The organism is Streptomyces sp. NPDC101227 (assembly GCF_044767545.1).
Taxonomy (GTDB): domain Bacteria; phylum Actinomycetota; class Actinomycetes; order Streptomycetales; family Streptomycetaceae; genus Streptomyces.
This window is the reverse complement of sequence record NZ_JBIWOD010000009.1, coordinates 74,618-100,047: the sequence shown is the minus strand read 5'-3', so window position 1 is coordinate 100,047 and position 25,430 is coordinate 74,618. Positions and strand designations below refer to the sequence as shown.

The following is a 25,430-nucleotide window of genomic DNA, read 5'->3' as shown; positions in this document are numbered from 1 at the left end:
TCACGGCCCGCGAGCACCGGGATTGAGGGGTTCGGCTCCTTATGCTGAGGGCATGAGCCACTCCACCCGCTTTGATCGCGGCCACACCGACGACCTGATGTCTTTCCTTGCGGCCAGTCCATCGCCGTACCACGCGGTGGCGAATGCGGCGGAGCGGCTGGAGAAGGCCGGATTCCGGCAGGTCGCGGAGACCGATGCATGGGACGGGCGGAGCGGCGGGAAGTATGTGCTGCGCGGCGGGGCGATCATCGCCTGGTACGTGCCGCAGGGCGCGGACGCGGCCACTCCGTACCGGATTGTGGGGGCTCACACCGACTCTCCCAATTTGCGGGTGAAGCCGATTCCCGACACCGGTGCGCGCGGCTGGCGGCAGGTCGCCGTCGAGGTGTACGGCGGCACGCTGCTCAACACCTGGCTCGACCGCGATCTGGGACTCAGCGGGCGGGTGACGCTCAAGGACGGCAGCCACCGCCTGGTGAACGTCGACCGGGCGCTGCTCCGCGTCCCGCAACTGGCCGTGCATCTCGACCGGTCGGTGAACTCCGACGGACTGAAGCTGGACAAGCAGCGGCACATGACGCCGATCTGGGGTCTGGGCGAGGTCGCGGAGGGCGATCTGATCTCCTTCGTCGAGGAAGAGATCGGCCTCGCGGCCGGGGAGGTGCAGGGCTGGGACCTGATGGTGCACAGCATCGAGCCGCCCGCCTATCTGGGGCGCGATCAGGAGCTGGTCGCCGGGCCGCGGATGGACAACCTGCTTTCGGTGCACGCCGGTACGGCCTCGCTGACCGCCGTGGCCGCCGCCGGGAGCGCGCTGACCACCATCCCGGTGCTGGCCGCCTTCGACCACGAGGAGAACGGCAGCCAGTCCGACACCGGCGCGGACGGCCCGCTGCTCGGCACGGTGCTGGAGCGTTCGGTCTTCGCGCGCGGCGGTTCGTACGAGGACCGTGCGCGGGCGTTCGCGGGCACCATCTGCCTCTCGTCCGACACCGGGCACGCCGTACACCCCAACTACAGCGAGCGGCACGAGCCGGGGCATCACCCGATGCCCAACGGCGGGCCGATCCTGAAGGTCAATGTGAACCAGAGATATGCCACCGACGGCAGCGGCCGGGCGGTGTTCGCGGCGGCCTGTGAACGGGCAGGGGTGCCGTGGCAGTCCTTTGTGTCGAACAACTCGATGCCCTGCGGGACGACGATCGGCCCGATCACCGCCGCCCGGCACGGCATCGCGACGGTCGACATAGGCGTCGCGATCCTCTCCATGCACTCGGCACGTGAGCTGTGCGGCGCCAAGGACCCGTATCTGCTGGCGAACGCCCTGACGGCCTTCCTGGAGGGCTGAGTTGGAATTCTCAATGCTGGGCCCGGTCGCGGTCACGACCGGCGCCGGGGAGCTGCCGCTCGGGCCCGCCAAACGGCGCAGCGTGCTGGCGCTGCTGCTGTTGCAGCCCAATACCACCGTGCCACTCGAGCAGTTGATCGACTCCCTTTGGGAGGACGAGCCGCCCGAACACGCCCGTACGGTCGTCCAGGGACATGTCTCGCGGCTGCGCGCCACGCTCGCCGAAGGCGGGGCGGCGGCGTACGGCATCGAGCTGACCACGCACGGATCCGCGTATCTGCTGCGGCTGCCGGAGGAGTTGATCGACGCCCACCGGTTCGGGGAACTGGTGGCGCTCGCTCGGCCGGAGGCGGCGCCGGGCGATGCCGTGCCGCTGCTGCGGGAGGCGCTGGGGCTGTGGCGCGGTCCGGCGCTGACCGGCACGGTCACCAGCCCGCCGTTCGCGGCCGCGGCGCACGCGCTGGAGGAGCGCCGGCTGACGGCCGTCGAGGCGCTGGCGCGGGCACACGGCACGCTCGGTGAGCATGAGCAGGCCGCGGCCATTCTCTATTCCGCGGCCGTCAGCCATCCGCTGCGGGAAGGGCTGATCGCCGCGCTGATGCGGGCGCTGTTCCGGGCGGGGCGGCAGTCCGACGCGCTCGAGTGGTTCCACCGCACGCGGCGGCTGCTCAATGAGGAGCTGGGGGTGGACCCGGGGGAGCGGCTGAGCGGCGCCTACGAGGAGATTCTGCGGGCGGAGCGGGAGGGGACCTCCGCGGCAAAGGGATCGCCGGCTCCGGCTTCCGGCGGCGCCGACGGGCGCCAGGCGTCGGCCGGCGGGACGGCTCCCGCGGCCGGGGCGGGGCGGGTACCCGGGCAAGCGAGTGCCACGGGCGCGGGTCCAGGCGCCCGGGAGGGGGCCGCGCGGGCCGCGCCGCGGCTGCTGCCCAGGCCGCCGGCCCGGTTCCTCGGACGTGATCATCAACTCGCCGCACTGACCGATGTCCTGACCGATCACACGACGGGCGAGAGCCCGCTGGCCGTGGTCGCCGGTCCGGCCGGCGTCGGCAAGACCGCCTGCGCCGTGCAGTGGGCGCATCTGCATGCCGCGGCCTTCCCGGACGGGCAGCTCTTCGCCGATCTGCGCGGCTTCGGCGAGGGCGACGAGGCACCGGCCGCCGAGATCCTGCGCGACTTCCTGCTCGCGCTCGGCACGCCGCCGGAGCGGGTGCCCGGCTCGGCGCAGGCCGCCTCGGCGCTGTTCCGGTCGCTGGTCGCCGAGCGCCGGCTGCTCGTCGTCCTCGACAACGCCCGCAGCTCCGCGCAGGTCCGGCCGCTGCTGCCGGGCGGCCCGCGCTGCGCCACGGTCGTCACCAGCCGCAGCCGGCTCGACGGGTTGGTCGCCACCGACTGCGCCCGGCCGGTGGGCATCCAGGTGCTCGGCCACGAGGAGGGCGCGGCGCTGCTGGGCGCGATGCTCGGCCCGGAACGGGTCGCCGAGGACCCGGCCGCAGCCCGGGAACTGGTGGATCTGTGCGATGGGCTGCCGCTGGCGCTGCGGGCCGCGGCCGCCCAGCTGACCGCCCGGCCGCGCTGGCGGCTGGCCCGGCTGGCCGCGGCGCTGCGCGACGAACAGCGGCGGCTGGCGCTGCTGTCGGCGGAGGACACCGGCATCGCCGCGGCGCTGCGGATGTCGGTCGCCCGGCTGTCGGCGGACGACGCCCGGCTGCTCAGCGCGCTGGCCAAGAGCGCGGACGGGCATCTGAACGCGTCCGTGGCGGCGGCGCTCGCCGGGTACGACCCGGAGCGCACCCAGGACGGGCTGGACCGGCTGGCGGAGATGCATCTCGTGGACGAAGAGGCCACCGACGTCTACACGATCAGCACGCTCACCCAGCTGTTCGCGCGGGATGAGCGGGATGAGCGTGGCGAGAAGGGTGGCGGCGCCGGGAAGTGAACCGCTTCGGCGGGCGGTACGCGGCGCCCTCGGCGCGTTAGGCCGGCGTTAGTGGAACGGCAGCGCAGGGCGGCAATGTGGTGGGCAGACCGCGGGACCGACGCCGGGGTGGCCGGCGCAGGACCGGCCCTCTCGCCGGCCGGACCGCCGACAGGGGGAGGCCCGAGATGCCACGCAACGCAACCGCCCGCCGCGCTCACAGCCGTACGCTGCGGATCGCCGCGGCCGGGCTGACCGCCGTCGCCGCGCTCGCCCTCACCGCCTGCGGCAGCCAGGACGACGCCGATGCGCTCCAGACGCGGCCCGCCGAGCCGGTCGCGTCGGAACCCCTGGCCGCCCGGTACGCGGCGGCCGGGGACGGCGCCGACGGCATCGGCGGGAGCCGGCCGGGGGCCCACGTCCGGCACCACGCCTGTGACGCCGCGAAGACCCGCGTCGTGGCGAAGCCGCTCGCCCGGCCCGTCAACCACCTCCTGCTGGAGGCCACCAACACCTCCGGTTCTCCGTGCGACCTCTACGCCGCGCCGCATCTGCGGTTCGATGACGCCCAGTCCCCGATCCCCGACCTCCCGGACAGCAAGCCGCAGGCGGTGGTCACCCTCGCCCCCGGCGCGTCCGGCTACGCCGCCGTGCTGACCTCCTCCGCGGACGGCAGCGGGCGCCATGGCCGCAAGGTGACGTCGCTGAGCGTCGGCCTCCCCGGCCGGGACGGCAAGGGCAGCATCGGCGGCGCCGGGAAGGTGGCGCTGCCGGGCGGCTCGGTGTACGTCGACGACAGCGCCTGGGTGACCTACTGGCAGTCGGACCCGAGCGACGCCGCCGCTTGGTAGGCCGTCGCACCACCCCATGAACCAGGGCGCCCGCATCCCCCAGCGGGCGCCCTGCCTTTTGCGTATGTGCTACGGGCGCGCCGGGCGATGTCCCGTCATGTCCCGGCGATGCCCGTACGTTGTCCCGCTCCCGGCCCCTCGCACCCATGTCTCCGCAGGTCACCGGCTTGCGCCCGGACGGGACGTCCCATGGGACACGCAGGCGCCGAGCGGCCGCCCGCCCCGGAACACGATGGTTGCCGTCGCCGCGACCGGACCGTCCGGCGGCGTACCGAGGGCCGGCGGGCCGATCCGCCCAACCGGCCGTACGCGGAGGGGAATCGGCATGTACGAGCACCAGCACGAGAACACGCATCCGGCAGACGGCGCAAACCCCGGGGAGGTCCTCGCGGCCGGCGGCGGCGAGGGGCTGGGGCCGCGCTCCCCGTTCCGTAGGACCCTGCTGCGCAAGGCGATACCCGCGGTCGCCGCGGCGGGCATAGGAATCGGTGCGTTCGCCGGGATCGCCCACGGCAGCGAGGGCGGCGCCGCGGCGGCCGGCGGGCACTCGGTGGCCACGACCAAGCTCTCCCGCGACACCACCGGCAAGGCCGCCGCCACCTCGGCGCTCACCGCCCGTGCCGCGGGCGCCGGGTCCGTGCGGCAGGCCGCGGCCGCCGACTTCCCCACCTGGGGCACGCGATGGGTGGTGCACGCCACCGCCGACACCAACTCACCCTCGGTCGGAATGATCAACAAGTCCGCGCCTGGGCAGGACCGGATCACCGCGGACTACCAGGTGGACACCGGCCACAAGGTGTGTGAGGGCAACGCCTGCTCGACATTCATGGCGCATATCACCGGCCCGGTCAGTGGCTTCCTCAGCGTGGTCGCGGTGGACATTCCGCAGGACCGGCTGCCGGGGGTGCCGGTCCAGGGCAGCCCGCAGCCTCCGCGGCCCGGCGGCACCCGCCAGGAGATGCTGAACCACGCGGCCGCCTGGCTCACCGCGAACGGCGGCGCCCAGGTCCCGTACAGCCAGGCGAAGGTCTGGAAGGACGGCTATCGCCAGGACTGCTCCGGCTATGCCTCCATGGCGCTCGGCCTGCCGACGCCCGGCACCAACACCGTGGGGCTGGCCACCAACCGCGGTATCACCCGGCCCATCTCGGTGGGCGAGCTGAAGCCCGGCGACCTGCTGATAGACGCGGCCGGCGACAGCAACACCCGGCACGTGGTGATCTTCGAGAAGTGGAACAACGATGCGCACTCCTCGTACACCGCCTACGAACAGCGCGGTGGGCACGGCACCGACCACCGGAGCCTGACGTACGGGCTTCCGGGCGGTGACGCCGAATTCAAGCCGTACCGACCGGTGAAGTTCGGCGACTGAGCCGTGGGTGGCGATGTTTCACGTAAAACATCGCGCCGTCGGCAGCACATGATCGGCATCACGCGGTTTCACGTGAAACGTCACCAGCTGGTCCGGGTCTGATCCGGATCGCGTAACGAGGGGTACTTCCGTCACAGGGGAGCGGAAGTGCCCCTCGCGCGCGCATGTCCGCTGTGCTGGAATGCCAGACGTGCCTGGCAATCCGAACCAGCCCGCAAATGTCCGCCGCAAGCCACTGGCCCCGCTGCCCGACGAACTCACCGGACCCGTACGGGACTTCGTCTCGGCATTGCGTCGTATGCACGGTGAACTGGGCTACAGCCTCAAGGACTTGGAGAGCCGGCTGCCTGCAAGCCGTTCCTCCCTTTCGCGCTATCTGCGCGGCCAGAGCCTGCCGGACGAGCGGCTGCTGGTGCAGTGGTGCAAGCTCTCCTTCACCGGTGAGGACCGGCTGCCCGCGCTGGTCGAGCTGCTGCACCGGGCCCATGAGGCGGCGGAAGGCACTCCGCCCACGACCGCGGAGACCGAGGTCGCCGTCGGAACGGACGCCCGGGACTCGGTACCGCCCGGACGGCGGCGGCTGCCGCTGGTGCTCGCCGCGGCCGGTACGGTCGCCGTGCTGGGCGCCGCCGCGTTCGCCGTACCGGCACTGACCGGATCCGGAACGGACGGGCCCCAGGGCACGGCGGCGGGCACCGGCTCGGCCCGGATCACCGTCCACAACGTCGAGCGGGACTGCCGGCACAGCCGCTCCGAAAACTGCGCGCTCGGGCTGGCCCGCGACCCCTACGTCCCCTACCGCCGCTCCAACGTCGCCGGCCATGTCTGGCACGGCGACACGCTGCACGCCCGCTGCCGGATCGCCAACGGGGTCACGGTCACGGACGAGGCGGGCGGACACAGCAGCCTGTGGTTCCAGGTCGACCACGATGGCAAACAGGTATGGGTGCCGGGCATCCGGATTCGCCCGGAACAGCTGGAGAACAGCGACTTGCCCAGTTGTCCGGACTGATCCCGCCCACACCCCTTGACCTGCATAGATACCGCCGCCATGAACCGCTCCTGGAGCCTGGACCGGCAATCGATATCGTGGCCGTGCCATGACACACACCACTCGCTGATCCGCAGTGACTTACTGGGGGACCCACCCATGACCGCACGCCGCTCCCGCCGCTCCGTCGCGTATGCCGCGCTGGCCCTCGGGCTCGCCGGTTCGCTCGCGCTGACCGGCTGCAACAGCCACTCCTCCAAGAAGTCGAAGAGGAGCTCTTCTTCCTCGTCGTCGAAGAGCAAGAAGCACAGGATCATCGGTGGTGGCGCGGGAGCGGGAGCGGGTGCAGGCGCCGCTGCGAGCAGGGACCGGAGCATGTGCCGCCCCATTCCGGGCTCGTTCAGGTTCGTCCAGGTGTCCGAGCCGAGCCAGGTGATCGTGAAATACCGCAACAAGACCAGCTCGTCCTGCTATCTCTACAACGCTCCGATGCTGTTCCGCGGCGACGCCCTCTCTAAGGACGGGTCGTACGACAGCACGAAGCCGGTGGCGCTCTACGAAGGCGCTCCGGGCTTCATGAACGGCCATCGGATCCAGGTCGCGCCGGGCGCGACCGCCTACGCGACCATCCCGACCAAGACCGCCTCGGACAAGGGGAAGGCACAGTCCCTCATGTACTTCGGCGTCATGAAGCGGCATGAGTTCTCCGTGCAGCGGACGGCCACCCCCGTTCACTTCGGGCAGTACGATCAGCACCCCTCGATCGGCAAGACCGCCAAGGTCAGCGACTGGTACCTGAGCCTGAACCGGGCCCAGTCGGCGACGAACTCCCGCCCGGTCAAGTAGCCATGACCGGCGGGTGAGTCGCCCCCGACACCGTGCTCGTCCTTGCTGGTTTCACGTGAAACCAGCAAGGACGAGCACCGTCGGTCCTACGCTCCCTCGTCGAGCCCCGCCAGGACGAGTGCCAGCCTGGGCGCCCCGCCGTCGACGACCCGCACCGGAACGCCCCAGTCCTGCTGGTGCACATGGCAGGCGGGGTACTCGATCGCGGGGTCGTCGTCGCAGGACGCCGCCATCGCCGAGACATGCAGCACACCCTCGGTCACCCCGTCGGCGAGCACCAGGTCCCGGCCGAGGTCGGTGTCCGGGCCCGCGCCGTCGGCGAGCAGCTCCGGCGGGGTCGAGCTGACCAGCAGGCGCGTCGAGGGGCCGTAGCGGGTGTCGAGCTTCTGGCCCGCGGGGGCCTGGAAAACCACGTCCAGCCGGAGCTTGCCCGGGGCCACCTCGGTGGCCGCGCGCTGGGTGCGATGGGCCACCGACTCGACGCGGACCGCCTCTTCCGGCAGCCGCAGCCGGGTCAGGCGGTGCCGCGCGGACTCCACCACCACGATGTCGTCGTCGGCCAGCACCGCCGCCGAGGGCTCGCGCAGATCGGTCGCCAGCGTCGTCACCTCGCCGCTCGCGGGGTCGAAGCGGCGCAGCGCGTGGTTGTACGTGTCCGCGATGGCGACCGAGCCGTCGGGCAGCGCCGTGACGCCCAGCGGGTGCTGCAGCAGCGCCTGATCGGCCGCGCCGTCGCGGTGCCCGAAGTCGAAGAGCCCGGTGCCCACGGCCGTACGGACCTCGTAGCCGTCGCCCGTATCCGTGCGCTGCACCCAGCGCACCGCGCTGGTCTCGGAGTCCGCGACCCACAGCCGGTCCCCGGCCGCCGCGAGCCCGGACGGCTGGGCGAACCACGCCTCCGCCGCCGGGCCGTCCACCAGGCCCTCGTTGGTGGTGCCGGCCGCGACCTGGACCGTGCCCGTGGCCGGGTCGTACGTCCACAGCTGGTGGACGCCGGCCATCGCGATCCACAGCCGGTCCTGCCACCAGGCGATGTCCCACGGCGAGGAGAGATCCACCTCGCGGGCCGGCCCCGAGGTCGGCGAGCCCTGCCACCACTGCTTGCCGGTGCCCGCCACCGTCTCCAGCGCGCCGCTCTCGGGGTCGAAGACCCGGATGGCGTGGTTGACGGTGTCCGCGACGGCGACCTTGCCATCGGGCAGCAGCGCCAGGCCCTGCGGCTCGTTGAAGGAGTCGGCGGCCGGCCCGCGCTCGCCGCTCCCGATCCGGCGCAGCACCTTTTCGCCGTCCGCCGCCAGCTCCACCAGCTGGTGCCGGGTGGTGTCCGAGACGAGGAAGCTGCCTCCGGGGAGCCGTACGGCCTTGCCGGGGAAGCGCAGATCGGTGGCGACCGGCTCCGGCGGCACATACGGGCCGTCGCCGCGGCGCAGCGTCCCCTTCGCGCCATGCTCGGCCGTCAGCTCCTCGACGAGCTTCCCGAGGGCATGCGCATGGCCCTCACCGGCGTGCTGGGCGACGACATAGCCCTCGGGGTCGATGACGACGAGGGTGGGCCAGGCCCGGACGGCGTACTGCTTCCAGGTGGCGAGCTCCGGGTCGTCGAGGACCGGGTGCTCGACGCCGTAGCGCTCGACGGCGTCCACGACGGCCTGGTGCTCGGCCTCGTGGACGAACTTGGGGGAGTGCACGCCGATGATCACGACGGTGTCGCGGTGGCGCTCCTCCAGTTCGCGTAGCTCGTCCAGAACGTGCAGGCAGTTCACACAGCAAAACGTCCAGAAATCGAGGATGACAATGCGTCCTCGCAGGTCAGACAGGGTGAGTTCATTACCGCCGGTGTTGAGCCAGCCGCCCTTGCCGATCAGCTCGGGGGCCCGGACGCGCGCACGTGAAGCCATGTGCACATTCAACGTCACCCCGGTGCGTGTGCATTCCGCAGGGGGTCCGGGGAACACCTCAGCCATGCTGCACTCACCCGGGGGCCGGCCCCCAGCCCCCAGCAAGTACCTCGTACGCGACCGGATCCTCGGCATCGGCGACGACTACTGGATCGAGGACGATCACGGGCGGCATGTCTTCCTCGTCGACGGGAAGGCGCTGCGGCTGCGCGAGACCTTCGAGCTCAAGGACCTGCAGGGCCGGGTGCTGGTCACCATCCGCAAGAAGATGCTGGCCCTGCGCGACACCATGACCATCGAGCGCGACGACCGGCCGCTGGCCACCATCCGGCGCAAGCGGCTCTCGCTGCTGCGCAACCACTACCGCGTTGAGCTGGTGGACGGCACCGAGCTGGACGTCAGCGGCAAGATCCTGGACCGGGAGTTCGCGGTCGAGTACGAGGGCGAACTGCTGGCCGCCATCTCGCGGCGCTGGCTGACCGTACGGGACACGTACGGGGTCGATGTCGTACGGGAGGACGCGGACCCGGCGCTGCTGATCGCCGTCGCGGTGTGTGTGATCCGGCTGGCGGAGCGGGAGCGCGGGGAGGACTGACGTCCCCGCGCGGCTCGCCTTATGGCCGGTCGAGGCCCAGGACCCGGTCGCGCAGCACGGGGAAGTCGGCGCGGGTCTTGGCGACCTTGGCCGGGTCGAGGTCGACGGTCAGCACCTCTTCGTCCGGCCCGGCCTCGGCCAATACCTCGCCCCAGGGGTCGACGACGACGCTGTGACCGGCCTGTTCGACGTCGGCATGGGTGCCTGCGGTGCCGCAGGCCAGGACGTAGCACTGGTTCTCCACGGCGCGGGCGCGGGCCAGCAGCGACCAATGCGCGCGGCGGCGGGCGGGCCAGCCGGCCGGCACGATCAGCAGCTCCGCGCCGGCCGCCGTCAACTGCCGGAAGAGTTCCGGAAAGCGGAGGTCGTAACACGTGGCAAGGCCCACGGTGGTCCCCGGAAGACCGACCGTGACGGCCCGGTCGCCGGCCCCCAGCAGGACCGCCTCGCCCTCGTCGAAACCGAAACGGTGAATCTTGCGGTAGGTGGCGGCGAGGCCGCCATCGGGGGAGAAGACCAGCGAGGTGTTGTACAGGGTGCCGTCGGCGGCTCGCTCGATGACCGATCCGGCGTGCAGCCAGACCCCGGCGTCCCGCGCGGCCGCGGCCATCGCGTCATGCGTCGGGCCGGTCAGCGCTTCCGCCTCGGTGGCGAAGAGCTCGGCGGCGAACGCGCCGACCGGCCACAGCTCGGGAAGCACCACGAGATCGCTGCCGGACTGCTCACGCACCAGCGAAGCCACCCGCATCCGCCGGGAATTGACGGATTCCGCCGGATCCACGCCAATCTGCAGCAACGAAGCGCGCACAGTACCACCGCCTAAGCTTTCGAACCGGGCCGCCGTCAAACATCCACCTACGATGGTCACCCGAAAGCACTGCCGGGGTGCCCGTGCGCAGCGTAACTTAACTGCACAGACAGCAGCCCGCGTACGAACCGTCCGAGGGGTCCCGTGACCGTCCATCCCAGCCTTCAGTCCTCCATCGATGCCTGGACGCACTCCATAGAAGCAATAGCCGAGCTGGTGACTCCGCTCGTCGAGGGCGAGTGGAGCAGGGCTACGGACCTCCCAGGGTGGTCCGTGCGCGATGTCGTCTCGCATGTGATCGGTCTGGAATGCGAGATGCTCGGCGACCCGCGGCCGATCCACACCCTGCCGCGCGACCTCTACCACGTGCGCAGCGAGTCGGCCCGTCGTATGGAGGTCCAGGTCGATGTCCGGCGGCACCACACCGCGCCGGAGATGCTCAGCGAGCTCGAATACACCGTCATCCGGCGCTCCCGGCAGCTGCGCAACGAGACCCGTCAGCCGGACACGGTGGTGCGCAGCCCGCTCGCCGAGGACCGACCGCTGGACTTCGTGCTCCAGCAGCGGGCCTTCGACGTCTGGGTACATGAGCAGGACCTGCGCCGGGCGCTCGGCAAGCCCGGCAACCTCGACTCCCCCGGCGCCCATCTGACGCGCGATCTGTTGCTGAAGACGCTGCCCGCCGTGGTCACCAAGAGGGCCCAGGCACCCGCCGATTCCGCCGTGGTCTTCGATGTCAGCGGCCCGCTGGAGTTCATGCGCACGGTACGTGTCGACTCCGAGGGCAACGGCACGATCAACGGCAGCGTCTCGCTCGGCCCGACGGCGACGCTCGCCCTGGACTGGGACATCTTCCACCGTCTGGCCTGCGGCCGGGTGCGCCTGGCGGCCGTCGCCGAGCAGATCAAGATCGACGGCGATCAGGAGCTGGCCGCGGCGATCCTGGACAACTTCGCGGTCACGCCGTAACCGACGCCGGCTTCGAGGGACGCCCCGGCCGGAACCGGCACCTGACGGGGCGTCTCCGGCGAGCGGCGTCCACCGGCGGCATGGGGCCATGTGCGTGGCGGAAGGCGAGCAAGGGCTTGGCTGTTTCACGTGAAACAGTGCGCTCCGCCGACGACGTCAGTGCGCCTCCTCGGGACGTCGCCCGGCGCCCCCGGGACCCGATTCCTGCGCCACCTCACACCGGGACGTGGACCGCCTCCACCCGGCTGACGACCAGCCGTTCACGTTCGCGGCGGGCCGCGCGGCGGCGCAGGCGCAGGATCTGGGAGACGCCGAGCGCCTCCAGGACGAAGACGGAGGCGAAGGCGATCCGGTAGTTGTCACCGGTCGCGTCGAGCAGGACGCCGATGGCAAGCAGGGTCGTCATCGAGGCGGTGAAGCCGCCCATGTTGACGATGCCGGAGGCGGTGCCCTGACGCTCGGGTGGGTTGGCGGGCCGCGCGAAGTCGAAGCCGATCATCGAGGCGGGGCCGCAGGCCCCCATGACCGTGCACAGCACGATCAGCAACGCCATGGGCGCGTGATCGTCCGGCCACGCCAGGGTGATCGCCCACAGCAGGGCGGTGGCGCCGACGGTGCCCAGGGCCAGCGGCGTACGGGCCGCGTGGTGGCGGGCGATGATCTGGCCGTAGATCAGGCCGACGGCCATGTTGGAGAGCACGATGAGGGTGAGTAGTTCACCGGCGGTGCCGCGGGAGAGGCCCTGCGCCTCGACGAGGAACGGCAGGCCCCACAGCAGCAGGAAGACCATCGCGGGGAACTGAGTGGTGAAGTGGACCCACATGCCCAGCCGGGTGCCGGGCTCGCGCCAGGCATCCGCGATCTGCCGGCGGACGAAGGCCGCGCCGGTGTGCTCGGCGGACGCGGGCGGCGGCTCGTATCCCTCGGGGTGGTCCTTGAGGAAGACCAGCAGCAGGACCAGGACGGCGACGCCGCCCACCGCGCTGGAGGCGAAGGTCGGGGTCCAGCCGAAGCTGTGCAGGAAGCGGGCGAGGACCAGGGTGGAGATCAGGTTGCCCGCCATCCCGACGAGCGCCGCGATCTGCGCGATCATCGGGCCACGGCGGGCCGGGAACCACCGCGAGCCCAGCCGCAGCACGCTGATGAAGGTCATCGCGTCACCGCAGCCGAGCAGGGCGCGCGAGCCGAGCGCCATGGCGTACGACGTGGAGAGCGCGAAGCCGAGCTGACCGACGGTGTAGAGCACGACGCCGATGGTCAGCACCCTCTTGGCACCGAGCCGGTCGACCAGCAGGCCGACGGGTATCTGCATGCCCGCGTACACCAGCAGCTGCAGGATCGAAAAGGTGGACAGCGCCGAGGCGTTGATGTGGAAGCGTTCGGCGGCGTCCAGGCCCGCCACGCCCAGGCTCGTGCGGTAGGTGATCGCGACGAAGTAGACCGCGACGCCGATGCCCCAGACCGCCATGGCCTTACGGCCGCCGGGCGGGTCCGAGGGCAGCAGGCGCGGGGCGCCGCCGCCTGTGCCGGGGCCGCCGGTACTTCCCCCGCTCATCGCACCTCTCCCTGCGCCAGATTGCGAACCCAGCTGACGTGCCGGTGCACGGCGTCGGTCGCGGCGTCCGCGTCGCCGTCCCGCAGTGCCTGGAGGATCTCCGCGTGCTCGGCGATGTTCTTGGCGATCCGGTCCGGATGTGCGTGCATGACGGCGACGCCCATCCGCAGCTGGCGATCACGCAGCTGCTCGTAGAGCCGGTCCAGGATCTGGTTGCCGGCGCTGCGCACGATGGCGGCGTGGAAGCAGCGGTCGGTGACCGAGACGGCGGCGAGATCACCGGACGCGGCCTGCTCCCGCATCTTCTCCAGCAGTTCCTCGAGCTCGGCGGTCAGCGCCCGGCTCGCGGGTACGGCCTTGGCCGCCGCGTGCTTCTCCACCAGCAGCCGCGTCTCGACGACATCGGCGATCTCCTGCGCGGAGACCGGCAGCACCAGCGCGCCCTTCTTCGGGTAGAGCTTGATCAGCCCCTCGACCTCCAACCGCAGCAGCGCCTCCCGCACCGGCGTCCGCGAAACCCCCACGGCCTCGGCCAGCTCACCCTCGGTGAGCAGCATGCCGCCCTCATAGTGACGCTGCAGAACGGCGTCCTTGATGTGCGCATAGACCCGCTCGGCGGCGGGCGGCTGCTTGGCGGGAGCGGGGCCGGAAGCTCTGGCGGGGGCGGCGGACGCGGACGGAGATGGCATGCGCACAGGATAGATACAACAGGTATGCGTCTGACAGCGCATTCCGCGATGCGGACAAAGAGTGACCCATTTGCGCTGGTAGGGGCGCTATGCACCCCGCTCGCCCGCCCCTTACCCGGGCATCCGGCCCTGCGCGATCAGGCGGTCCACGACCTGGGAGTGCGCGGGCGCGCACCGCTCCCGCGCCTCCTGCCGGTCGAACCAGGCGTACTCGGCGATCTCCCGCCCCGGCTCGGGGGCGATGTCCTGGGGGCCGCCGGTGAAGCACGTCATATGCAGCCGCCGACCGTTCTTACCGTGCGCGACGTCATGGATGACGAACGCCTGTGACAGCTGCGCCGCGGGAACGAGGAGCCCGAGCTCTTCGGACAGCTCCCGCGACAGCGCCTCCCGTGCGGTCTCCCCCGGCTCGTACTTGCCGCCCGGGAGGTAGAAGGTGTCGTTGCCCCGGGTCCGTACGCTCAGCAGCCGGCCCTCGCGCAGATGCAGCCAGGACACCGACCTCAGCGGCGCCTCGCGCTCCAGGAGGATCAGCGGGTGCCCGGTCTCCTCGTCCGCCCGCCGCGCCCCCTCGGTGAACCCCAGATGCCCGCAGAAACGGCGGGCGCGGGCGTTCGCCTCGAAGACCTCCAGGCGCAGCGCACCGCGCAGCGAGGCGGCGTGCTCCACCAACTCCCGGCCGACGCCTTGCCCTTGGACCTCGGGCGCCACGAACAGCCCACCGATCTCCGCGCCGGTCTCGATGCCGTCCCCGTCATTGCCGTCCAGGATCCCGAGCAGCCCCACGACCCGGCCGGCGCGCTCCGCGACCCAGTTCTGCGCCCGGACGAGAGACACCTCGCGCACGACCCGCGCCCGCTCGCCCTGGCCCTCCCCCTCGATGAACGGGTGTGCCTGCCGTGCGGCGCGGGACCACAGGTCGGTCGCCGCCTCTCGGTCGGCCGTCCGGTAGCGCCTGATGATCGTTTCGCTGCTCATTGTGCCGACCGTAAGCAGCCCGGCCAGCGGCGGCAAACCCTTTCCCGCCCCGAACCCCCTTCCGCAAGGGGGACCCAAGGGGGACGAGGCGTCCGACTAAAGGCTTACGGGAGTCCGTACCTGACGCGTACGGACCGGCCCGAATCCCATGGGTGAATAGAGGCAGGAGCCGGGGAGGCTCCGCCACACAAGGGGAGTTGATCATGCAGCCCAGGACGAACGCCGGACGCCGGACCAGGAACACCGTCGTGGTGGCACTGATCGTCGCCGCCGTCTGGGCGGGCAGCACGCTGGCCCGGCGCGCGGCGCATGCCGAGGAACCGGACGGCCCGACCGGACCGGTGGCGCACTTCAGCCGGGCGGTGGAGCTGATCCGAGGCTGACCGTCGACAACGGAGACAGCCAGGCCTGAAAGGGCCGGGGGCAGGAACGGCAAGGGGCGGTGTTTCACGTGAAACACCGCCCCTGATGCCGAGTTCAGCCTCGTCGGCTCATCCCCATGTGATGAGCCGCTTGGGGTGCTCCAGTATCGCCGCGATATCCGCGAGCAGCTTGGAGCCCAGCTCGCCGTCGATCAGGCGGTGGTCGAAGGACAGCGCCAGGGTCGTGACCTGGCGGGCCTTCACCTTGCCCTTGTGAACCCAGGGCTGGAGCTTGACCGCGCCGAAGGCGAGGATCGCGGACTCCCCCGGGTTGAGGATCGGCGTTCCGGTGTCGACTCCGAAGACGCCGACGTTGGTGATGGTGACCGTGCCGCCGGACATGGCCGCCGGTGACGTCTTGCCGTCGCGGGCGGTGGCGACGAGCTCGCCCAGTTCCGCGGCGAGCTGGGGGAGCGTCTTGACGCCCGCGTCCTTGATGTTCGGGACGATCAGGCCGCGCGGAGTGGCCGCCGCGATGCCGAGGTTGACGTAGTCCTTGTAGACGATCTCCTGATTCGCCTCGTCCCAGGTCGCGTTGACCTCCGGGTGCCGCTTGATGGCGACCAGGAAGGCCTTGGCGACGAGCAGCAGTGGGTTGACGCGCAGCCCGGCCATGTCCGGGTCCTGCTTGAGCTCCTGGACGAGCTTCATCGTGCGCGTCACATCGACGGTGATGAACTCCGTGACGTGAGGTGCGGTGAAGGCCGAGTTGACCATCGCCTGGGCGGTGGCCTTGCGTACGCCCTTGACCGGCACCCGGCGCTCGCGGGCGACGGTGTCGACCGCGCCCGTCTCGGCCGGGGCCACGGCCTCGTATTCCGGGGCGGCGGCGATGGACGGTGCCGGGGCGGCCGCGGCGTGGACGTCCTCCCGGGTGATGATGCCGCCCGGGCCGGTCGGTGCGATCGTCGCCAGGTCGATGCCGAGGTCCTTGGCGAGCTTGCGTACCGGGGGCTTGGCCAGCGGACGGCCGGGCACCACTGCGGGCACGACCGGGGCGACCGGCGCCGCGGCCACCGGAGCGACCGCGGGACGGCCGTTCAGCTCGGCCGGCGGCGCGGCGTTCACCGGCTGCGGCTGGGATCCGATAGAGGCGTGCGAAACACCCGTCGACGGGCGGGCACCCGCCGCGGCACCGGGCTGCGGCTTGCGGGCCCGGCGCTTGGTCGAGGCCGGGGCGGCGCCGTAGCCGACGAGCACCGCCTGCCGGCCCTGCGGCTCCGCGTCCTCCTCGACGGGCGCGGCGGACGCGTCCGCGGCCGGAGCGCCGGCCTCCGGGGCGGGCCCGGCGCCGGGGTCGGTGTCCACGGAGATGATGGCGGTACCGACATCGACGGTGACGCCCTCGTCGAAGTGCAGCGCATGCACGACCCCGTCGTAGGGACTGGGCAGTTCGACGGCGGCCTTGGCGGTCTCCACCTCACAGATGACCTGGCCGTCGGTGACGGTGTCGCCCGGCTGGACGTACCACTTGAGGATCTCGGCCTCGGTAAGCCCCTCGCCCACGTCGGGCATCTTGAACTCGCGGAAGCGCTGGGCGCCTGCGGTACTTGCAGTCATGGTCACGAACTCTCCTCAAACCCCTCAGTACGCCAGCGCGCGATCAACGGCGTCGAGCACCCGGTCCAGTCCCGGAAGGTACTCGTCCTCCAGCCTGGACGGCGGATACGGGGCATGGAAGCCGCCGACCCGCAGGACCGGGGCTTCCAGGTGGTAGAAGCAGCGCTCGGTGATCCGGGCGGCGATCTCCGCGCCCGAGCCGAAGAAGACCGGGGCCTCGTGGACCACGACCAGCCGCCCCGTCTTCTCCACCGACGCCTGGACGGTGTCGAAGTCGATCGGCGAGATCGAGCGCAGGTCGACGACCTCGACCGACTTGCCCTCCTCGGCCGCGACCTTGGCGGCGTCCAGACAGACCTTCACCATCGGGCCGTAGGCGGCGAGCGTGACATCGGTGCCGGTCTGGGTGACCCGTGCCTTGTGCAGCGGGTCGGGGATCGACTCGGTGTCCAGCCGCGACTTGTCGTGGTAGCGGCGCTTGGGTTCGAAGTAGATGACGGGGTCGTCGCCCGCGATGGCCTGCTGGAGCATCCAGTAGGCGTCGGAGGAGTTCGAGGGGGAGACCACCTTCAAGCCCGCGACATGCGCAAAGAGCGCCTCGGGGGACTCGGAGTGGTGCTCGACCGCGCCGATTCCGCCCGCGTACGGGATACGGATGACGACCGGCACCTTGACCTTGCCCAGCGCGCGGGCGTGCATCTTGGCGAGCTGGGTGACGATCTGGTCGTAGGCGGGGAAGACGAAGCCGTCGAACTGGATCTCGGCGACGGGGCGGTAGCCGCGCAGGGCCAGGCCGATCGCAGTGCCGATGATGCCGGACTCGGCGAGCGGGGTGTCGATCACCCGGTCCTCGCCGAAGTCCTTCTGCAGCCCGTCGGTGACGCGGAAGACGCCGCCGAGCTTGCCGACGTCCTCGCCCATGATGACGACCTTGGGGTCGGCCTCCATGGAGGTCCGCAGCGAGGCGTTGATCGCCTTGGCGATGGTGATCTTCTCGTGGACGGCCATGGTCAGTTCCCCTCCGCGGCGGCATCGGCGTCGGCGAACGACGCCTGGTACGCGGCGAACTGCGCGCGCTCCTCATCGACGAGCGCGTGCCCGTCGGCATAGACATTCTCGAAGATCGCCATGTGATCCGGATCCGGCATGGCACGTACGACATCACGGACCCGCTTGCCCAGCGCCTCGCTCTCCTCCTCGATGGCGGCGAGATACGCGTCGTCGACGAAGCCCTCGGACTCCAGGTAGGTCCGCAGCCGCAGAATCGGGTCCTTGGCCTCCCAGGCGAGCGTCTCCTCGTCGGCCCGGTACTTCGTCGGGTCGTCGGAGGTGGTGTGCGCGCCCATGCGGTAGGTGAACGCCTCGACCAGCATGGGGCCCTGGCCGGTACGCGCCCGCTCCAGCGCCGCCTTGGTCACCGCCAGACAGGCCAGTACGTCGTTGCCGTCCACCCGTACGCCCGGGAAGCCGTAGCCGCGGGCGCGCTGGTAGAGCGGGACGCGGGTCTGCTTCTCGGTGGGCTCGGAGATCGCCCACTGGTTGTTCTGGCAGAAGAACACGACCGGGGCGTTGTAGACCGCGGAGAAGGTGAAGGATTCGGCGACATCGCCCTGGCTGGAGGCGCCGTCACCGAAGTAGGCGATGACCGCGGAATCCGCGCCGTCCTTCTGCACACCCATCGCATAGCCGGTCGCGTGCAGCGTCTGCGAGCCGATCACGATGGTGTAGAGGTGGAAGTTGTTGCTGTTGGGATCCCAGCCGCCGTGGTTGACGCCACGGAACATGCCCAGCAGGTTCGTCGGGTCGACGCCGCGGCACCAGGCCACGCCGTGCTCGCGGTAGGTCGGGAAGACGTAGTCGTCGTCTCGCAGCGCGCGCCCGGAGCCGATCTGCGCGGCTTCCTGGCCGAGCAGCGAGGCCCACAGGCCCAGTTCGCCCTGACGCTGGAGAGTGGTCGCCTCGGCGTCGAACCGCCGCGTGAGGACCATGTCGCGGTAGAGCCCGCGCAGCTCCTCGGGGGACAGGTCGATCGCGTATTCCGGGTGCTCGACCCGCTTTCCCTCCGGGGTCAGCAGTTGTACGAGCTGGTCCTGCTCCGCCTCGTCCGGCCGGCCGCCGGCCTTGGCCGGAGTCGCCTTCTTCGCCGGCGACGCCTTCTTGGCGGCGGTGCGCTTGCTGCCGGCGCGGGTGGTTTTCCGCTGGGCAGTGCCTTCCACGGTCACGTGCTGCTCCTCCGTCTGTCCGGCCCCCGGGGTCCGCCGGTGGCCGTATTGCGGCTCACCCGGTATCCGATACGGCGCACGGGGTGTGTGCGAACGCGGCCGGATCCGGGTGGAACAAAGCGTCCCGGACAGTGGCCTGCTGTTTGCACGTTACCCAGTGCCAAAGCCTAAGTGAAAACGGCGCTGACCTGCGATTTTGCTTGGATTTCCAAGTAAATCGCAAAAGGTGGGAACAACTCCTGGTCACAGCGTTGCAGGCCGCCGGGACACCGGCACGTTATATCGGTGACCTGGAGCACGGGAAGAGTTTGGTGTGTGAGACTGATGCCGTGCACGAAGACGGAAAAATCACGGTTTTCCTACTCGATGACCACGAAGTCGTCCGGCGGGGCGTCCACGAAATGCTCTCGGTCGAGGAGGACATCGAGGTCGTCGGCGAGGCGGGCACCGCCGCCGACGCGCTGATCAGAATCCCCGCCACCCGCCCCGATGTGGCGGTGCTGGACGTCCGGCTGCCGGACGGCAGCGGCGTCGAGGTCTGCCGTGAAATCCGCTCGCAGAACCCGGACATCAAGTGTCTGATGCTCACGTCGTTCGCCGATGACGAGGCCCTTTTCGACGCGATCATGGCCGGCGCCGCCGGATATGTGCTCAAGGCCATCCGGGGCAATGAGCTGCTCTCCGCAGTACGCGATGTGGCGGCCGGAAAGTCCCTGCTCGACCCCGTGGCCACGGCCCGCGTCCTGGAACGGCTGCGCGACGGCGGTGGCGCAAGGGGCGACGACAGGCTGGCGAACCTCACCGATCAGGAACGCAAGATCCTCGATCTGATCGGCGAGGGGCTCACCAACCGCTCCATCGGCGAACGGCTCCATCTCGCCGAAAAAACGATCAAGAATTATGTCTCCAGCCTGCTTTCCAAACTCGGCATGGAACGCCGCTCCCAGGCCGCCGCATATGTCGCACGGATGCAGGCGGAAAAACACTGAAACGGCCTCTCACCAGGTACGGAGCATCGGAAAAGAACCCCGCCGCACGTCCTTGCGGCCGGGACCTTGGTCCCGGCCTTTTCGGGGCCCCCGCCCCTATTTCGCGGCCGGTGCGGGCGGGCAGGGTGAGGGCATGCCCTCCGACAATTACCGCGCGATCGAGCTGCTGAGCCGGACCGCATACGGCCGGGTGTCGGCGAGCCGACGGGCGCTGCCGTTCACCACCATCACGCGGCATCTCCTGCTCGACGGGCGGCTGATCCTCCGGCTGCATCGCGGCTACGACTACCACCAGGCACTCGACGGCAACGTCGTCGCCTACGAGGCCGACAACGTCAACAGCGGCGCGAGCGACACCTGGTCCGTGCAGTTCACCGGCACCGCCCGGGTCTTCCACCCCACCCCCGCCGAACGCGCGCTCTTCGGCCGCACGCCCCGGCTGGCCGACGGCGCCCCCTTCGACCCGGTATTCCTTCGCATCGAGCCGGAGTTCGTCACCGTGCACCACCTCACGGACGTGCCGGTCTTCCAGTACGCGGGGGCCGTGTGACGCGGTCGGAGTAGCGGGCACCGCGCCACGCGGACCGGGCGATCGGCTCCGATATACGTACTGTGCGTAAGGCTTTCCGGTAGGCCCGCTCTGCCGCACCCAGTTGATCTAACATCTGGCGAGTGCTGCGCTCATCTGTAGTCCGGACGGCGGCAACGCCCGACGGGCGCTTCCTGGGATCCCTCCTGCGCCGCTACGAAGGCGCCGGGGACCCCCTGTCGTGCGAACCCGTCGCCGAAGGCCTGCTCAACCACGGCTACTTCCTCGCCACCACACACGGCCGCTACTTCCTCAAGCACCACCTCGACGGCGACCTCGGCGCCATTACCCGCCAGCACCGCGCCACCCTCCGGCTCGCCGGTCTCGGACTGCCGGTCGCCCCGCCGGTACCCGCCGCCGACGGCCGTACGGTCACCGTCCTGGACGGCCGCTGCTACGCCCTGCACCCCTGGGTCGAGGGCCGGCACCTGGGCGGGGCCGCGCTGAGCCGCGCCCAGTCCCGTCGGCTCGGCGCGCTGCTGGGGCTCGTCCACACCGCGCTGGAGCAGGTCATGGCGGCCGACCCGCACCGCCCGCGGCCGGCGTACCCGGCCGACTCGGCCGACCCCGCCCGCACCTTCGAGCTGATCGACGAACTGCTCGCGCTGGCCCGCCGGGCCCGCCCCCGCACCAGCTTCGACGAGCTCGCCGAGCACCGCCTCCTGGAGCGCCGGTCCCTGCTCAAGCGGCTCGCCCACCGCCGCCCGGTGGCCGCGCCCGCCGCCGGCTGGGTGCACGGCGACTTCCATCCGCTCAATGTGCTCTACCGCGGCGGAGAACCGGCCGCGATCGTCGACTGGGACCGGCTGGGCATCCAGCCCCGCGCCGAGGAGGCGGTACGGGCCGCCGCGATCTTCTTCGTACGGCCCTGCGGCACCCTCGACCTCGCCAAGGTGGCGGCGTACGCGGGCGCCTACCGCAGCGCCTGCGGAGCCGGGCCCGACGAACTGGCCGTCGCGGCGCACCGGGTGTGGTGGGAGCGGCTGAACGACTTCTGGATGCTCACCTGGCGCTACCGGCTGGGCGATCCGCGCACGGATCCGCAGTTCCCGGCGGCATCCGCGCTGGCGGTGTGGTGGACCCGGGAGTACGCGGCGGTCCGGGACGCGTTCGCCGGTTGTTCCACGTGAAACAGCGGGGCCGCTCCAGAAGTCCTGGAGCGGCCCCGCTGTTCATGTCAGCCGGCCGGTCAGCCGCCGGTGCTGCCCAGCGTCGAGCCGCTGTCCGCGCCGGCGGTGGCCCCGGCGTCCGCACCAGCATCGGTGGTGCCACCGTCCGTGGTCCCGCCGTCGGTGGTGCCACCGTCCGTCGTACCACCGTCGCTGGTGCCACCGTCCGTCGTACCACCGTCGCTGGTGTCGTCGGTGGGCGGCGCGGAGGTCGGGGGCTCGGACGTCGGAGGCTCCGAGCTCGGCGGCTCGGACGTCGACGGCGTGCTGGGCTCCTCGCTCGGCGGCGGGGAGTACGTATTGCTGTCGCCGCCCGTGGCGCCGGGCTGGGTCTCCGGCGTGCTCGGCTCGTCCGACGGCGGCTCGCTGGTCTTGTCGTGCTGGGAAGCCGAAGGCGACGACGTCTTGTCGGGGTTCGTCTCGGAGTCGTCCTTCTTGGTGTTCTGCAGCGCGAAGGCCACGCCCACCGCGATGGCGATCACCGCGAGCGCCGCGATCAGCCAGATCTTGCCGCGGCCCCTCTTGGCCGGCCGGTGCCCGCCGTCGAAACCGCCGTCGTCGTCCCGCCCGCCCGGCAGGATCGGCTGCGCAGTGGTCTGGCCGCCGTCCGGGTGCTGCCGCAGCGCGGTGGTGGCGGCACTCCCCATGGCCGGGGAGCTGCCGCCCTCATGTATCGCCACCGGGCCGGTGCTCCAGGTGCCGGTGTGGCCACCCTGCTCCTGCAGCATCTGCAGCGAGTACTGGACCAGCCCGCGCATCTCCTCCGCGGTCTGGAAACGGTCGTCCGGGTCCTTGGCCAGCGACCGCATGACCAGGCCGTCGAGCTCCGGCGGGACCGCCTCGGCGACCTCGGACGGCGGCACCGGCATGTCCTGAACGTGCTGGTAGACGACCGAAAGCGGGGTCTCGCCGGTGAACGGCGGCCGCAGCGCGAGCAGTTCGTACAGCAGGCAGCCGGTGGCGTACAGATCGGAGCGGGTGTCGACGGTCTTGCCGAGCGCCTGCTCCGGGGAGAGGTACTGCGGGGTACCCATGACCATGCCGGTCTGGGTCATCGTGGACTGAGCGCCGTGCAGCGCACGGGCGATGCCGAAGTCCATGACCTTCACGGCGCCGCTGTGCGTGATGATCACGTTGGCGGGCTTGATGTCGCGGTGCACGATGCCGTGCTGGTGGCTGTAGGCCAGCGCCTCCAGCACTCCGGAGACGATGATCAGCGCCTGGTCCGGCGGCGGAGCATCGGCGTTGAGCAGCAGGTCCCGGATGGTGTGGCCCTCGACCAGCTCCATCACGATGTACGGCACGGTGTTGCCCGCGACGAAGTCCTCGCCGGAGTCATAGACGGCAACCACGGCGTGGTGGTTCAGTCCGGCCACGGACTGCGCCTCGCGCGTGAAGCGTGCCTTGGACACCGGGTCCTCGGCCAGGTCGGCGCGCAGCAGCTTTACGGCGACGGTACGACCCAGCCGTACGTCCTCGGCCGCGAACACCTCCGCCATACCGCCTCGGCCGAGCCGGCGCGTGAGCCGGTAACGGCCGTCGCCGACCAGCCCTCCATTGCCCCACATCTCCGGTGTATCGGGGATATTGGAGCCGGTGGCCTCAGGATCGGACGGGCCCTGCGGGCTCTGCGTCGGTGCCATCGGTCCTCGCCGTCGAATCGATCCGCATCAAGAGCGGTAAGGTCTCGGTCTTCGCTACAGCACGCTACAGGTTCGACGACACCCACCGGTTCGTCGTGGACCGGTCATCAAACCGCCCGGCTGCCAGTAGGGGCAAGCTCACCAGGGGTAATCGAAGGTGCAAAAGATCTCGCGCGCGTGACCGGATCTTGCACATCTGGTCACGGAACGGGCACACAGCTTGACGTGTCCGGGCCCTGGGGCAGACTTGGCTGCGGAATTCCAGAATTTGATCGCGATACATACGGGCAGTCGCCCAGGGGGAAGCGGAAACCATGAGCCAGGACGGCGCTCAAGGCCAATTCGAGGGCCGTTCGGTCGGCGGGGGACGCTACCAGCTTCGTGATCTTCTCGGCGCGGGCGGAATGGCATCCGTACATCTCGCGTACGACAGCGTGCTGGATCGCGAGGTCGCGATCAAGACATTGCATACGGAGCTCGGTCGCGAGCAGGCATTCCGCGAACGCTTCCGCCGTGAGGCGCAGTCCGTGGCGAAGCTCACGCACACCAATATCGTCTCGGTGTACGACTCCGGCGAGGACGAGCTCGACGGCGGCATGGTGCCGTACATCATCATGGAGTACGTCTCCGGACAGCCGCTGCGCTCGGAGCTCGACAACGACATCGCCCAGCACGGCGCGATGCCGACCGAGAAGGCGCTGAAGATCACCGCCGATGTGCTCGCCGCCCTGGAGGCGAGCCATGAGATGGGCCTGGTCCACCGGGACATCAAGCCGGGCAACGTCATGATGACCAAGCGCAATGTCGTCAAGGTCATGGACTTCGGCATCGCCCGCGCCATGCAGTCCGGCGTGACGTCGATGACGCAGACCGGCATGGTCGTCGGCACCCCGCAGTACCTCTCGCCCGAGCAGGCGCTGGGCCGCGGCGTGGACGCCCGCTCCGACCTCTACTCCGTCGGCGTCATGCTCTTCGAGCTGCTGACCGGACAGCTGCCCTTCGACGCGGACTCCCCGCTGGCCATCGCCTACGCCCATGTCCAGGAAGAGCCGCCGGTTCCGTCGAGCATCAACCGCTCGCTGCCGCCGGCCGTGGACGCTCTGGTGGCCCGTGCACTGAAGAAGAACCCCAACGAGAGGTTCCCGACCTCCGAGGCGATGCGGGACGAGTGTCTGCGGGTCGCCGGGTCCGGACAGGCGGGGTCGCCGCTGATCATCAGCGAGGGCCCGCGGGCCCGCACCAGCGGCTCCTCCGTGTCCTCCTCGGTGTTCCCCACCGCGAGCGGCAATCCGCACACCCCGGCGCCGCCGAACGTGCAGCAGCCGTATCAGCCGACGCAGGCGGCCTTCGGCCCGTCGACGCCGCCGCCGGTGAACAACGCCTATCCGACCCCGGCCCCGGCGCCCGCGCAGACCCCCGTTCCGTTCAACGGCGGTGGCTTCCAGGGGCCGCCCACCTTCGCCCCGCAGCCCATGTCGCCGCCGATCCCGCCGAGCGGGGCTCCCGCCCGCAAGAGCAACACCGCGGTGATCGTCGTGTCGGCGATTGTCGGTGTCATCGTGGTCACCGCAATAGCGATCGGCATCGGGCTGAGTGCGGGGGGATCCAGCGACGACGTCAGCGTCAGCGGAGGCAGCAGCGACGACCCGACCACGTCGTTCGCCACCAGCGCTTCGCCTAGCGAGAGCACCCTGCCCGAGGACGATTCGATGCCGATCGACGTATCCCGCTGCACCAACCCGAGTAAGGTCATCGGCAAGCCGGACAAGATCTACTTCCCCTCCCTCAGCTACCGGAAGCTGGACTCGGTGAAGGCGTGCCTGAAGGCTGCGCACTGGAATTTCAAGATCACCGAACGGGACGGCTACGCCTACAAGAACACCGTCCTGGAGACAACGCCTTCAGGCATTGCGGAATGGGACCCGAAGAGCGGCGACACGATCGAGGTAGTCATCGCCTCCGGACACCCCAGTAGCTGACCGGACACACGCACGGGGGAGGGGCCGGCACGCAGCGCGCGT

The 25,430-nt window shown here is 70.7% G+C and carries 22 protein-coding genes; 13 read left to right on the top strand and 9 right to left on the bottom strand.

The window, feature by feature from the left end; all coding sequences use genetic code 11:
* The first annotated feature begins 52 nt into the window (after positions 1-52).
* The 6 genes from ACIRPT_RS22185 (at position 53) to ACIRPT_RS22160 (ending at position 7,323) form a co-directional block, all read left to right on the top strand.
* Entirely contained in the window at positions 53-1,348 is a 1,296-nt protein-coding gene (locus tag ACIRPT_RS22185) for a M18 family aminopeptidase (protein ID WP_403829591.1), read from the top strand.
* Position 1,349: 1 nt separating this feature from the next.
* Positions 1,350-3,284: a BTAD domain-containing putative transcriptional regulator gene (locus ACIRPT_RS22180; protein ID WP_403829589.1), complete on the top strand. Its 1,935-nt coding sequence runs from the start codon at positions 1,350-1,352 to the stop codon at positions 3,282-3,284.
* A gap of 167 nt (positions 3,285-3,451) precedes the next feature.
* Positions 3,452-4,114: a DUF4232 domain-containing protein gene (locus ACIRPT_RS22175; RefSeq protein WP_403829587.1), complete on the top strand. Its 663-nt coding sequence runs from the start codon at positions 3,452-3,454 to the stop codon at positions 4,112-4,114.
* Positions 4,115-4,439: 325 nt separating this feature from the next.
* Positions 4,440-5,486 (top strand): hypothetical protein, encoded by a 1,047-nt coding sequence (locus tag ACIRPT_RS22170; RefSeq protein ID WP_403829584.1) that lies wholly within the window; start codon positions 4,440-4,442, stop codon positions 5,484-5,486.
* 181 nt (positions 5,487-5,667) lie between these two features.
* Positions 5,668-6,498 carry a helix-turn-helix domain-containing protein gene (locus tag ACIRPT_RS22165; RefSeq protein WP_403829582.1) on the top strand — a complete coding sequence of 277 codons (831 nt, stop codon included), beginning with the start codon at positions 5,668-5,670 and terminating at the stop codon, positions 6,496-6,498.
* 138 nt (positions 6,499-6,636) lie between these two features.
* Positions 6,637-7,323: a hypothetical protein gene (locus ACIRPT_RS22160; RefSeq protein ID WP_403829579.1), complete on the top strand. Its 687-nt coding sequence runs from the start codon at positions 6,637-6,639 to the stop codon at positions 7,321-7,323.
* 86 nt (positions 7,324-7,409) lie between these two features.
* On the opposite strand, the gene ACIRPT_RS22155 is transcribed toward ACIRPT_RS22160, so the two are convergent.
* The gene (locus ACIRPT_RS22155) at positions 7,410-9,221 is read right to left on the bottom strand and encodes an NHL domain-containing thioredoxin family protein (RefSeq protein WP_403829577.1); all 1,812 of its coding nucleotides are present in this window, start codon (positions 9,219-9,221) and stop codon (positions 7,410-7,412) included.
* A gap of 64 nt (positions 9,222-9,285) precedes the next feature.
* On the opposite strand from ACIRPT_RS22155, the gene ACIRPT_RS22150 reads away from it, so the two are divergent.
* Positions 9,286-9,816: an LURP-one-related/scramblase family protein gene (locus ACIRPT_RS22150; protein WP_403829575.1), complete on the top strand. Its 531-nt coding sequence runs from the start codon at positions 9,286-9,288 to the stop codon at positions 9,814-9,816.
* Positions 9,817-9,835: 19 nt separating this feature from the next.
* On the opposite strand, the gene ACIRPT_RS22145 is transcribed toward ACIRPT_RS22150, so the two are convergent.
* Positions 9,836-10,624 carry a carbon-nitrogen family hydrolase gene (locus ACIRPT_RS22145; protein ID WP_403829573.1) on the bottom strand — a complete coding sequence of 263 codons (789 nt, stop codon included), beginning with the start codon at positions 10,622-10,624 and terminating at the stop codon, positions 9,836-9,838.
* Positions 10,625-10,768: 144 nt separating this feature from the next.
* Between ACIRPT_RS22145 and ACIRPT_RS22140 the strand changes: the two genes are divergently transcribed.
* A complete protein-coding gene (locus ACIRPT_RS22140) occupies positions 10,769-11,593 on the top strand; it encodes a maleylpyruvate isomerase family mycothiol-dependent enzyme (protein WP_403829570.1) in 825 nt (274 codons plus the stop codon).
* 214 nt (positions 11,594-11,807) lie between these two features.
* On the opposite strand, the gene ACIRPT_RS22135 is transcribed toward ACIRPT_RS22140, so the two are convergent.
* The 3 genes from ACIRPT_RS22135 to ACIRPT_RS22125 form a co-directional block, all read right to left on the bottom strand.
* A complete protein-coding gene (locus ACIRPT_RS22135) occupies positions 11,808-13,148 on the bottom strand; it encodes a nitrate/nitrite transporter (RefSeq protein WP_403829568.1) in 1,341 nt (446 codons plus the stop codon).
* Complete coding sequence (locus tag ACIRPT_RS22130; RefSeq protein WP_403829566.1) at positions 13,145-13,837, bottom strand: GntR family transcriptional regulator; 693 nt, start codon at positions 13,835-13,837, stop codon at positions 13,145-13,147. Before ACIRPT_RS22130 ends, ACIRPT_RS22135 begins: the two co-directional genes overlap by 4 nt.
* A gap of 111 nt (positions 13,838-13,948) precedes the next feature.
* Positions 13,949-14,815 (bottom strand): GNAT family N-acetyltransferase, encoded by an 867-nt coding sequence (locus ACIRPT_RS22125; RefSeq protein WP_403829564.1) that lies wholly within the window; start codon positions 14,813-14,815, stop codon positions 13,949-13,951.
* 203 nt (positions 14,816-15,018) lie between these two features.
* Here ACIRPT_RS22125 and ACIRPT_RS22120 point away from each other — a divergent pair, with 203 nt between their 5' ends.
* Positions 15,019-15,198 carry a hypothetical protein gene (locus ACIRPT_RS22120; RefSeq protein WP_403499987.1) on the top strand — a complete coding sequence of 60 codons (180 nt, stop codon included), beginning with the start codon at positions 15,019-15,021 and terminating at the stop codon, positions 15,196-15,198.
* Between the two features lie 108 nt (positions 15,199-15,306).
* On the opposite strand, the gene ACIRPT_RS22115 is transcribed toward ACIRPT_RS22120, so the two are convergent.
* From ACIRPT_RS22115 to pdhA, 3 genes are read right to left on the bottom strand one after another with little or no spacing between them, the layout of a single operon-like run.
* A complete protein-coding gene (locus ACIRPT_RS22115; RefSeq protein ID WP_403829562.1) occupies positions 15,307-16,797 on the bottom strand; it encodes a dihydrolipoamide acetyltransferase family protein in 1,491 nt (496 codons plus the stop codon).
* A 24-nt stretch (positions 16,798-16,821) separates the two neighbouring features.
* Positions 16,822-17,805, bottom strand: a complete 984-nt coding sequence (locus ACIRPT_RS22110) for an alpha-ketoacid dehydrogenase subunit beta (protein WP_403829560.1) — start codon at positions 17,803-17,805, stop codon at positions 16,822-16,824.
* Positions 17,806-17,807: 2 nt separating this feature from the next.
* Positions 17,808-19,019 (bottom strand): pyruvate dehydrogenase (acetyl-transferring) E1 component subunit alpha, encoded by a 1,212-nt coding sequence (gene pdhA, locus ACIRPT_RS22105; protein WP_403499978.1) that lies wholly within the window; start codon positions 19,017-19,019, stop codon positions 17,808-17,810.
* Positions 19,020-19,348: 329 nt separating this feature from the next.
* On the opposite strand from pdhA, the gene ACIRPT_RS22100 reads away from it, so the two are divergent.
* The 3 genes from ACIRPT_RS22100 to ACIRPT_RS22090 all read left to right on the top strand — a co-directional run bounded on the left by ACIRPT_RS22100 (position 19,349) and on the right by ACIRPT_RS22090 (position 21,727).
* Positions 19,349-20,008, top strand: a complete 660-nt coding sequence (locus ACIRPT_RS22100) for a response regulator (protein ID WP_403829558.1) — start codon at positions 19,349-19,351, stop codon at positions 20,006-20,008.
* Between the two features lie 133 nt (positions 20,009-20,141).
* Positions 20,142-20,558, top strand: coding sequence for a pyridoxamine 5'-phosphate oxidase family protein (locus tag ACIRPT_RS22095; protein ID WP_403499974.1), 417 nt, complete (start codon positions 20,142-20,144; stop codon positions 20,556-20,558).
* 122 nt (positions 20,559-20,680) lie between these two features.
* Positions 20,681-21,727 (top strand): phosphotransferase, encoded by a 1,047-nt coding sequence (locus ACIRPT_RS22090; RefSeq protein WP_403829555.1) that lies wholly within the window; start codon positions 20,681-20,683, stop codon positions 21,725-21,727.
* A 59-nt stretch (positions 21,728-21,786) separates the two neighbouring features.
* On the opposite strand, the gene ACIRPT_RS22085 is transcribed toward ACIRPT_RS22090, so the two are convergent.
* The gene (locus ACIRPT_RS22085) at positions 21,787-23,409 is read right to left on the bottom strand and encodes a protein kinase (RefSeq protein ID WP_403829553.1); all 1,623 of its coding nucleotides are present in this window, start codon (positions 23,407-23,409) and stop codon (positions 21,787-21,789) included.
* Positions 23,410-23,723: 314 nt separating this feature from the next.
* On the opposite strand from ACIRPT_RS22085, the gene ACIRPT_RS22080 reads away from it, so the two are divergent.
* A complete protein-coding gene (locus ACIRPT_RS22080) occupies positions 23,724-25,388 on the top strand; it encodes a protein kinase (protein ID WP_403829551.1) in 1,665 nt (554 codons plus the stop codon).
* Positions 25,389-25,430 lie beyond the last annotated feature (42 nt).

Bases quoted from the DNA above. Each gene is read 5' to 3' on its own strand.
- ACIRPT_RS22185 (WP_403829591.1), top strand. From the start codon at position 53: ATGAGCCACTCCACCCGCTTTGATCGCGGCCACACCGACGACCTGATG.
- ACIRPT_RS22175 (WP_403829587.1), top strand. From the start codon at position 3,452: ATGCCACGCAACGCAACCGCCCGCCGCGCTCACAGCCGTACGCTGCGG.
- ACIRPT_RS22170 (WP_403829584.1), top strand. From the start codon at position 4,440: ATGTACGAGCACCAGCACGAGAACACGCATCCGGCAGACGGCGCAAAC.
- ACIRPT_RS22165 (WP_403829582.1), top strand. From the start codon at position 5,668: ATGCCAGACGTGCCTGGCAATCCGAACCAGCCCGCAAATGTCCGCCGC.
- ACIRPT_RS22160 (WP_403829579.1), top strand. From the start codon at position 6,637: ATGACCGCACGCCGCTCCCGCCGCTCCGTCGCGTATGCCGCGCTGGCC.
- ACIRPT_RS22155 (WP_403829577.1), bottom strand. From the start codon at position 9,221: ATGGCTTCACGTGCGCGCGTCCGGGCCCCCGAGCTGATCGGCAAGGGC.
- ACIRPT_RS22150 (WP_403829575.1), top strand. From the start codon at position 9,286: ATGCTGCACTCACCCGGGGGCCGGCCCCCAGCCCCCAGCAAGTACCTC.
- ACIRPT_RS22135 (WP_403829568.1), bottom strand. From the start codon at position 13,148: ATGAGCGGGGGAAGTACCGGCGGCCCCGGCACAGGCGGCGGCGCCCCG.
- ACIRPT_RS22130 (WP_403829566.1), bottom strand. From the start codon at position 13,837: ATGCCATCTCCGTCCGCGTCCGCCGCCCCCGCCAGAGCTTCCGGCCCC.
- ACIRPT_RS22125 (WP_403829564.1), bottom strand. From the start codon at position 14,815: ATGAGCAGCGAAACGATCATCAGGCGCTACCGGACGGCCGACCGAGAG.
- ACIRPT_RS22120 (WP_403499987.1), top strand. From the start codon at position 15,019: ATGCAGCCCAGGACGAACGCCGGACGCCGGACCAGGAACACCGTCGTG.
- ACIRPT_RS22115 (WP_403829562.1), bottom strand. From the start codon at position 16,797: ATGACTGCAAGTACCGCAGGCGCCCAGCGCTTCCGCGAGTTCAAGATG.
- ACIRPT_RS22110 (WP_403829560.1), bottom strand. From the start codon at position 17,805: ATGGCCGTCCACGAGAAGATCACCATCGCCAAGGCGATCAACGCCTCG.
- ACIRPT_RS22095 (WP_403499974.1), top strand. From the start codon at position 20,142: ATGCCCTCCGACAATTACCGCGCGATCGAGCTGCTGAGCCGGACCGCA.
- ACIRPT_RS22085 (WP_403829553.1), bottom strand. From the start codon at position 23,409: ATGGCACCGACGCAGAGCCCGCAGGGCCCGTCCGATCCTGAGGCCACC.
- ACIRPT_RS22080 (WP_403829551.1), top strand. From the start codon at position 23,724: ATGAGCCAGGACGGCGCTCAAGGCCAATTCGAGGGCCGTTCGGTCGGC.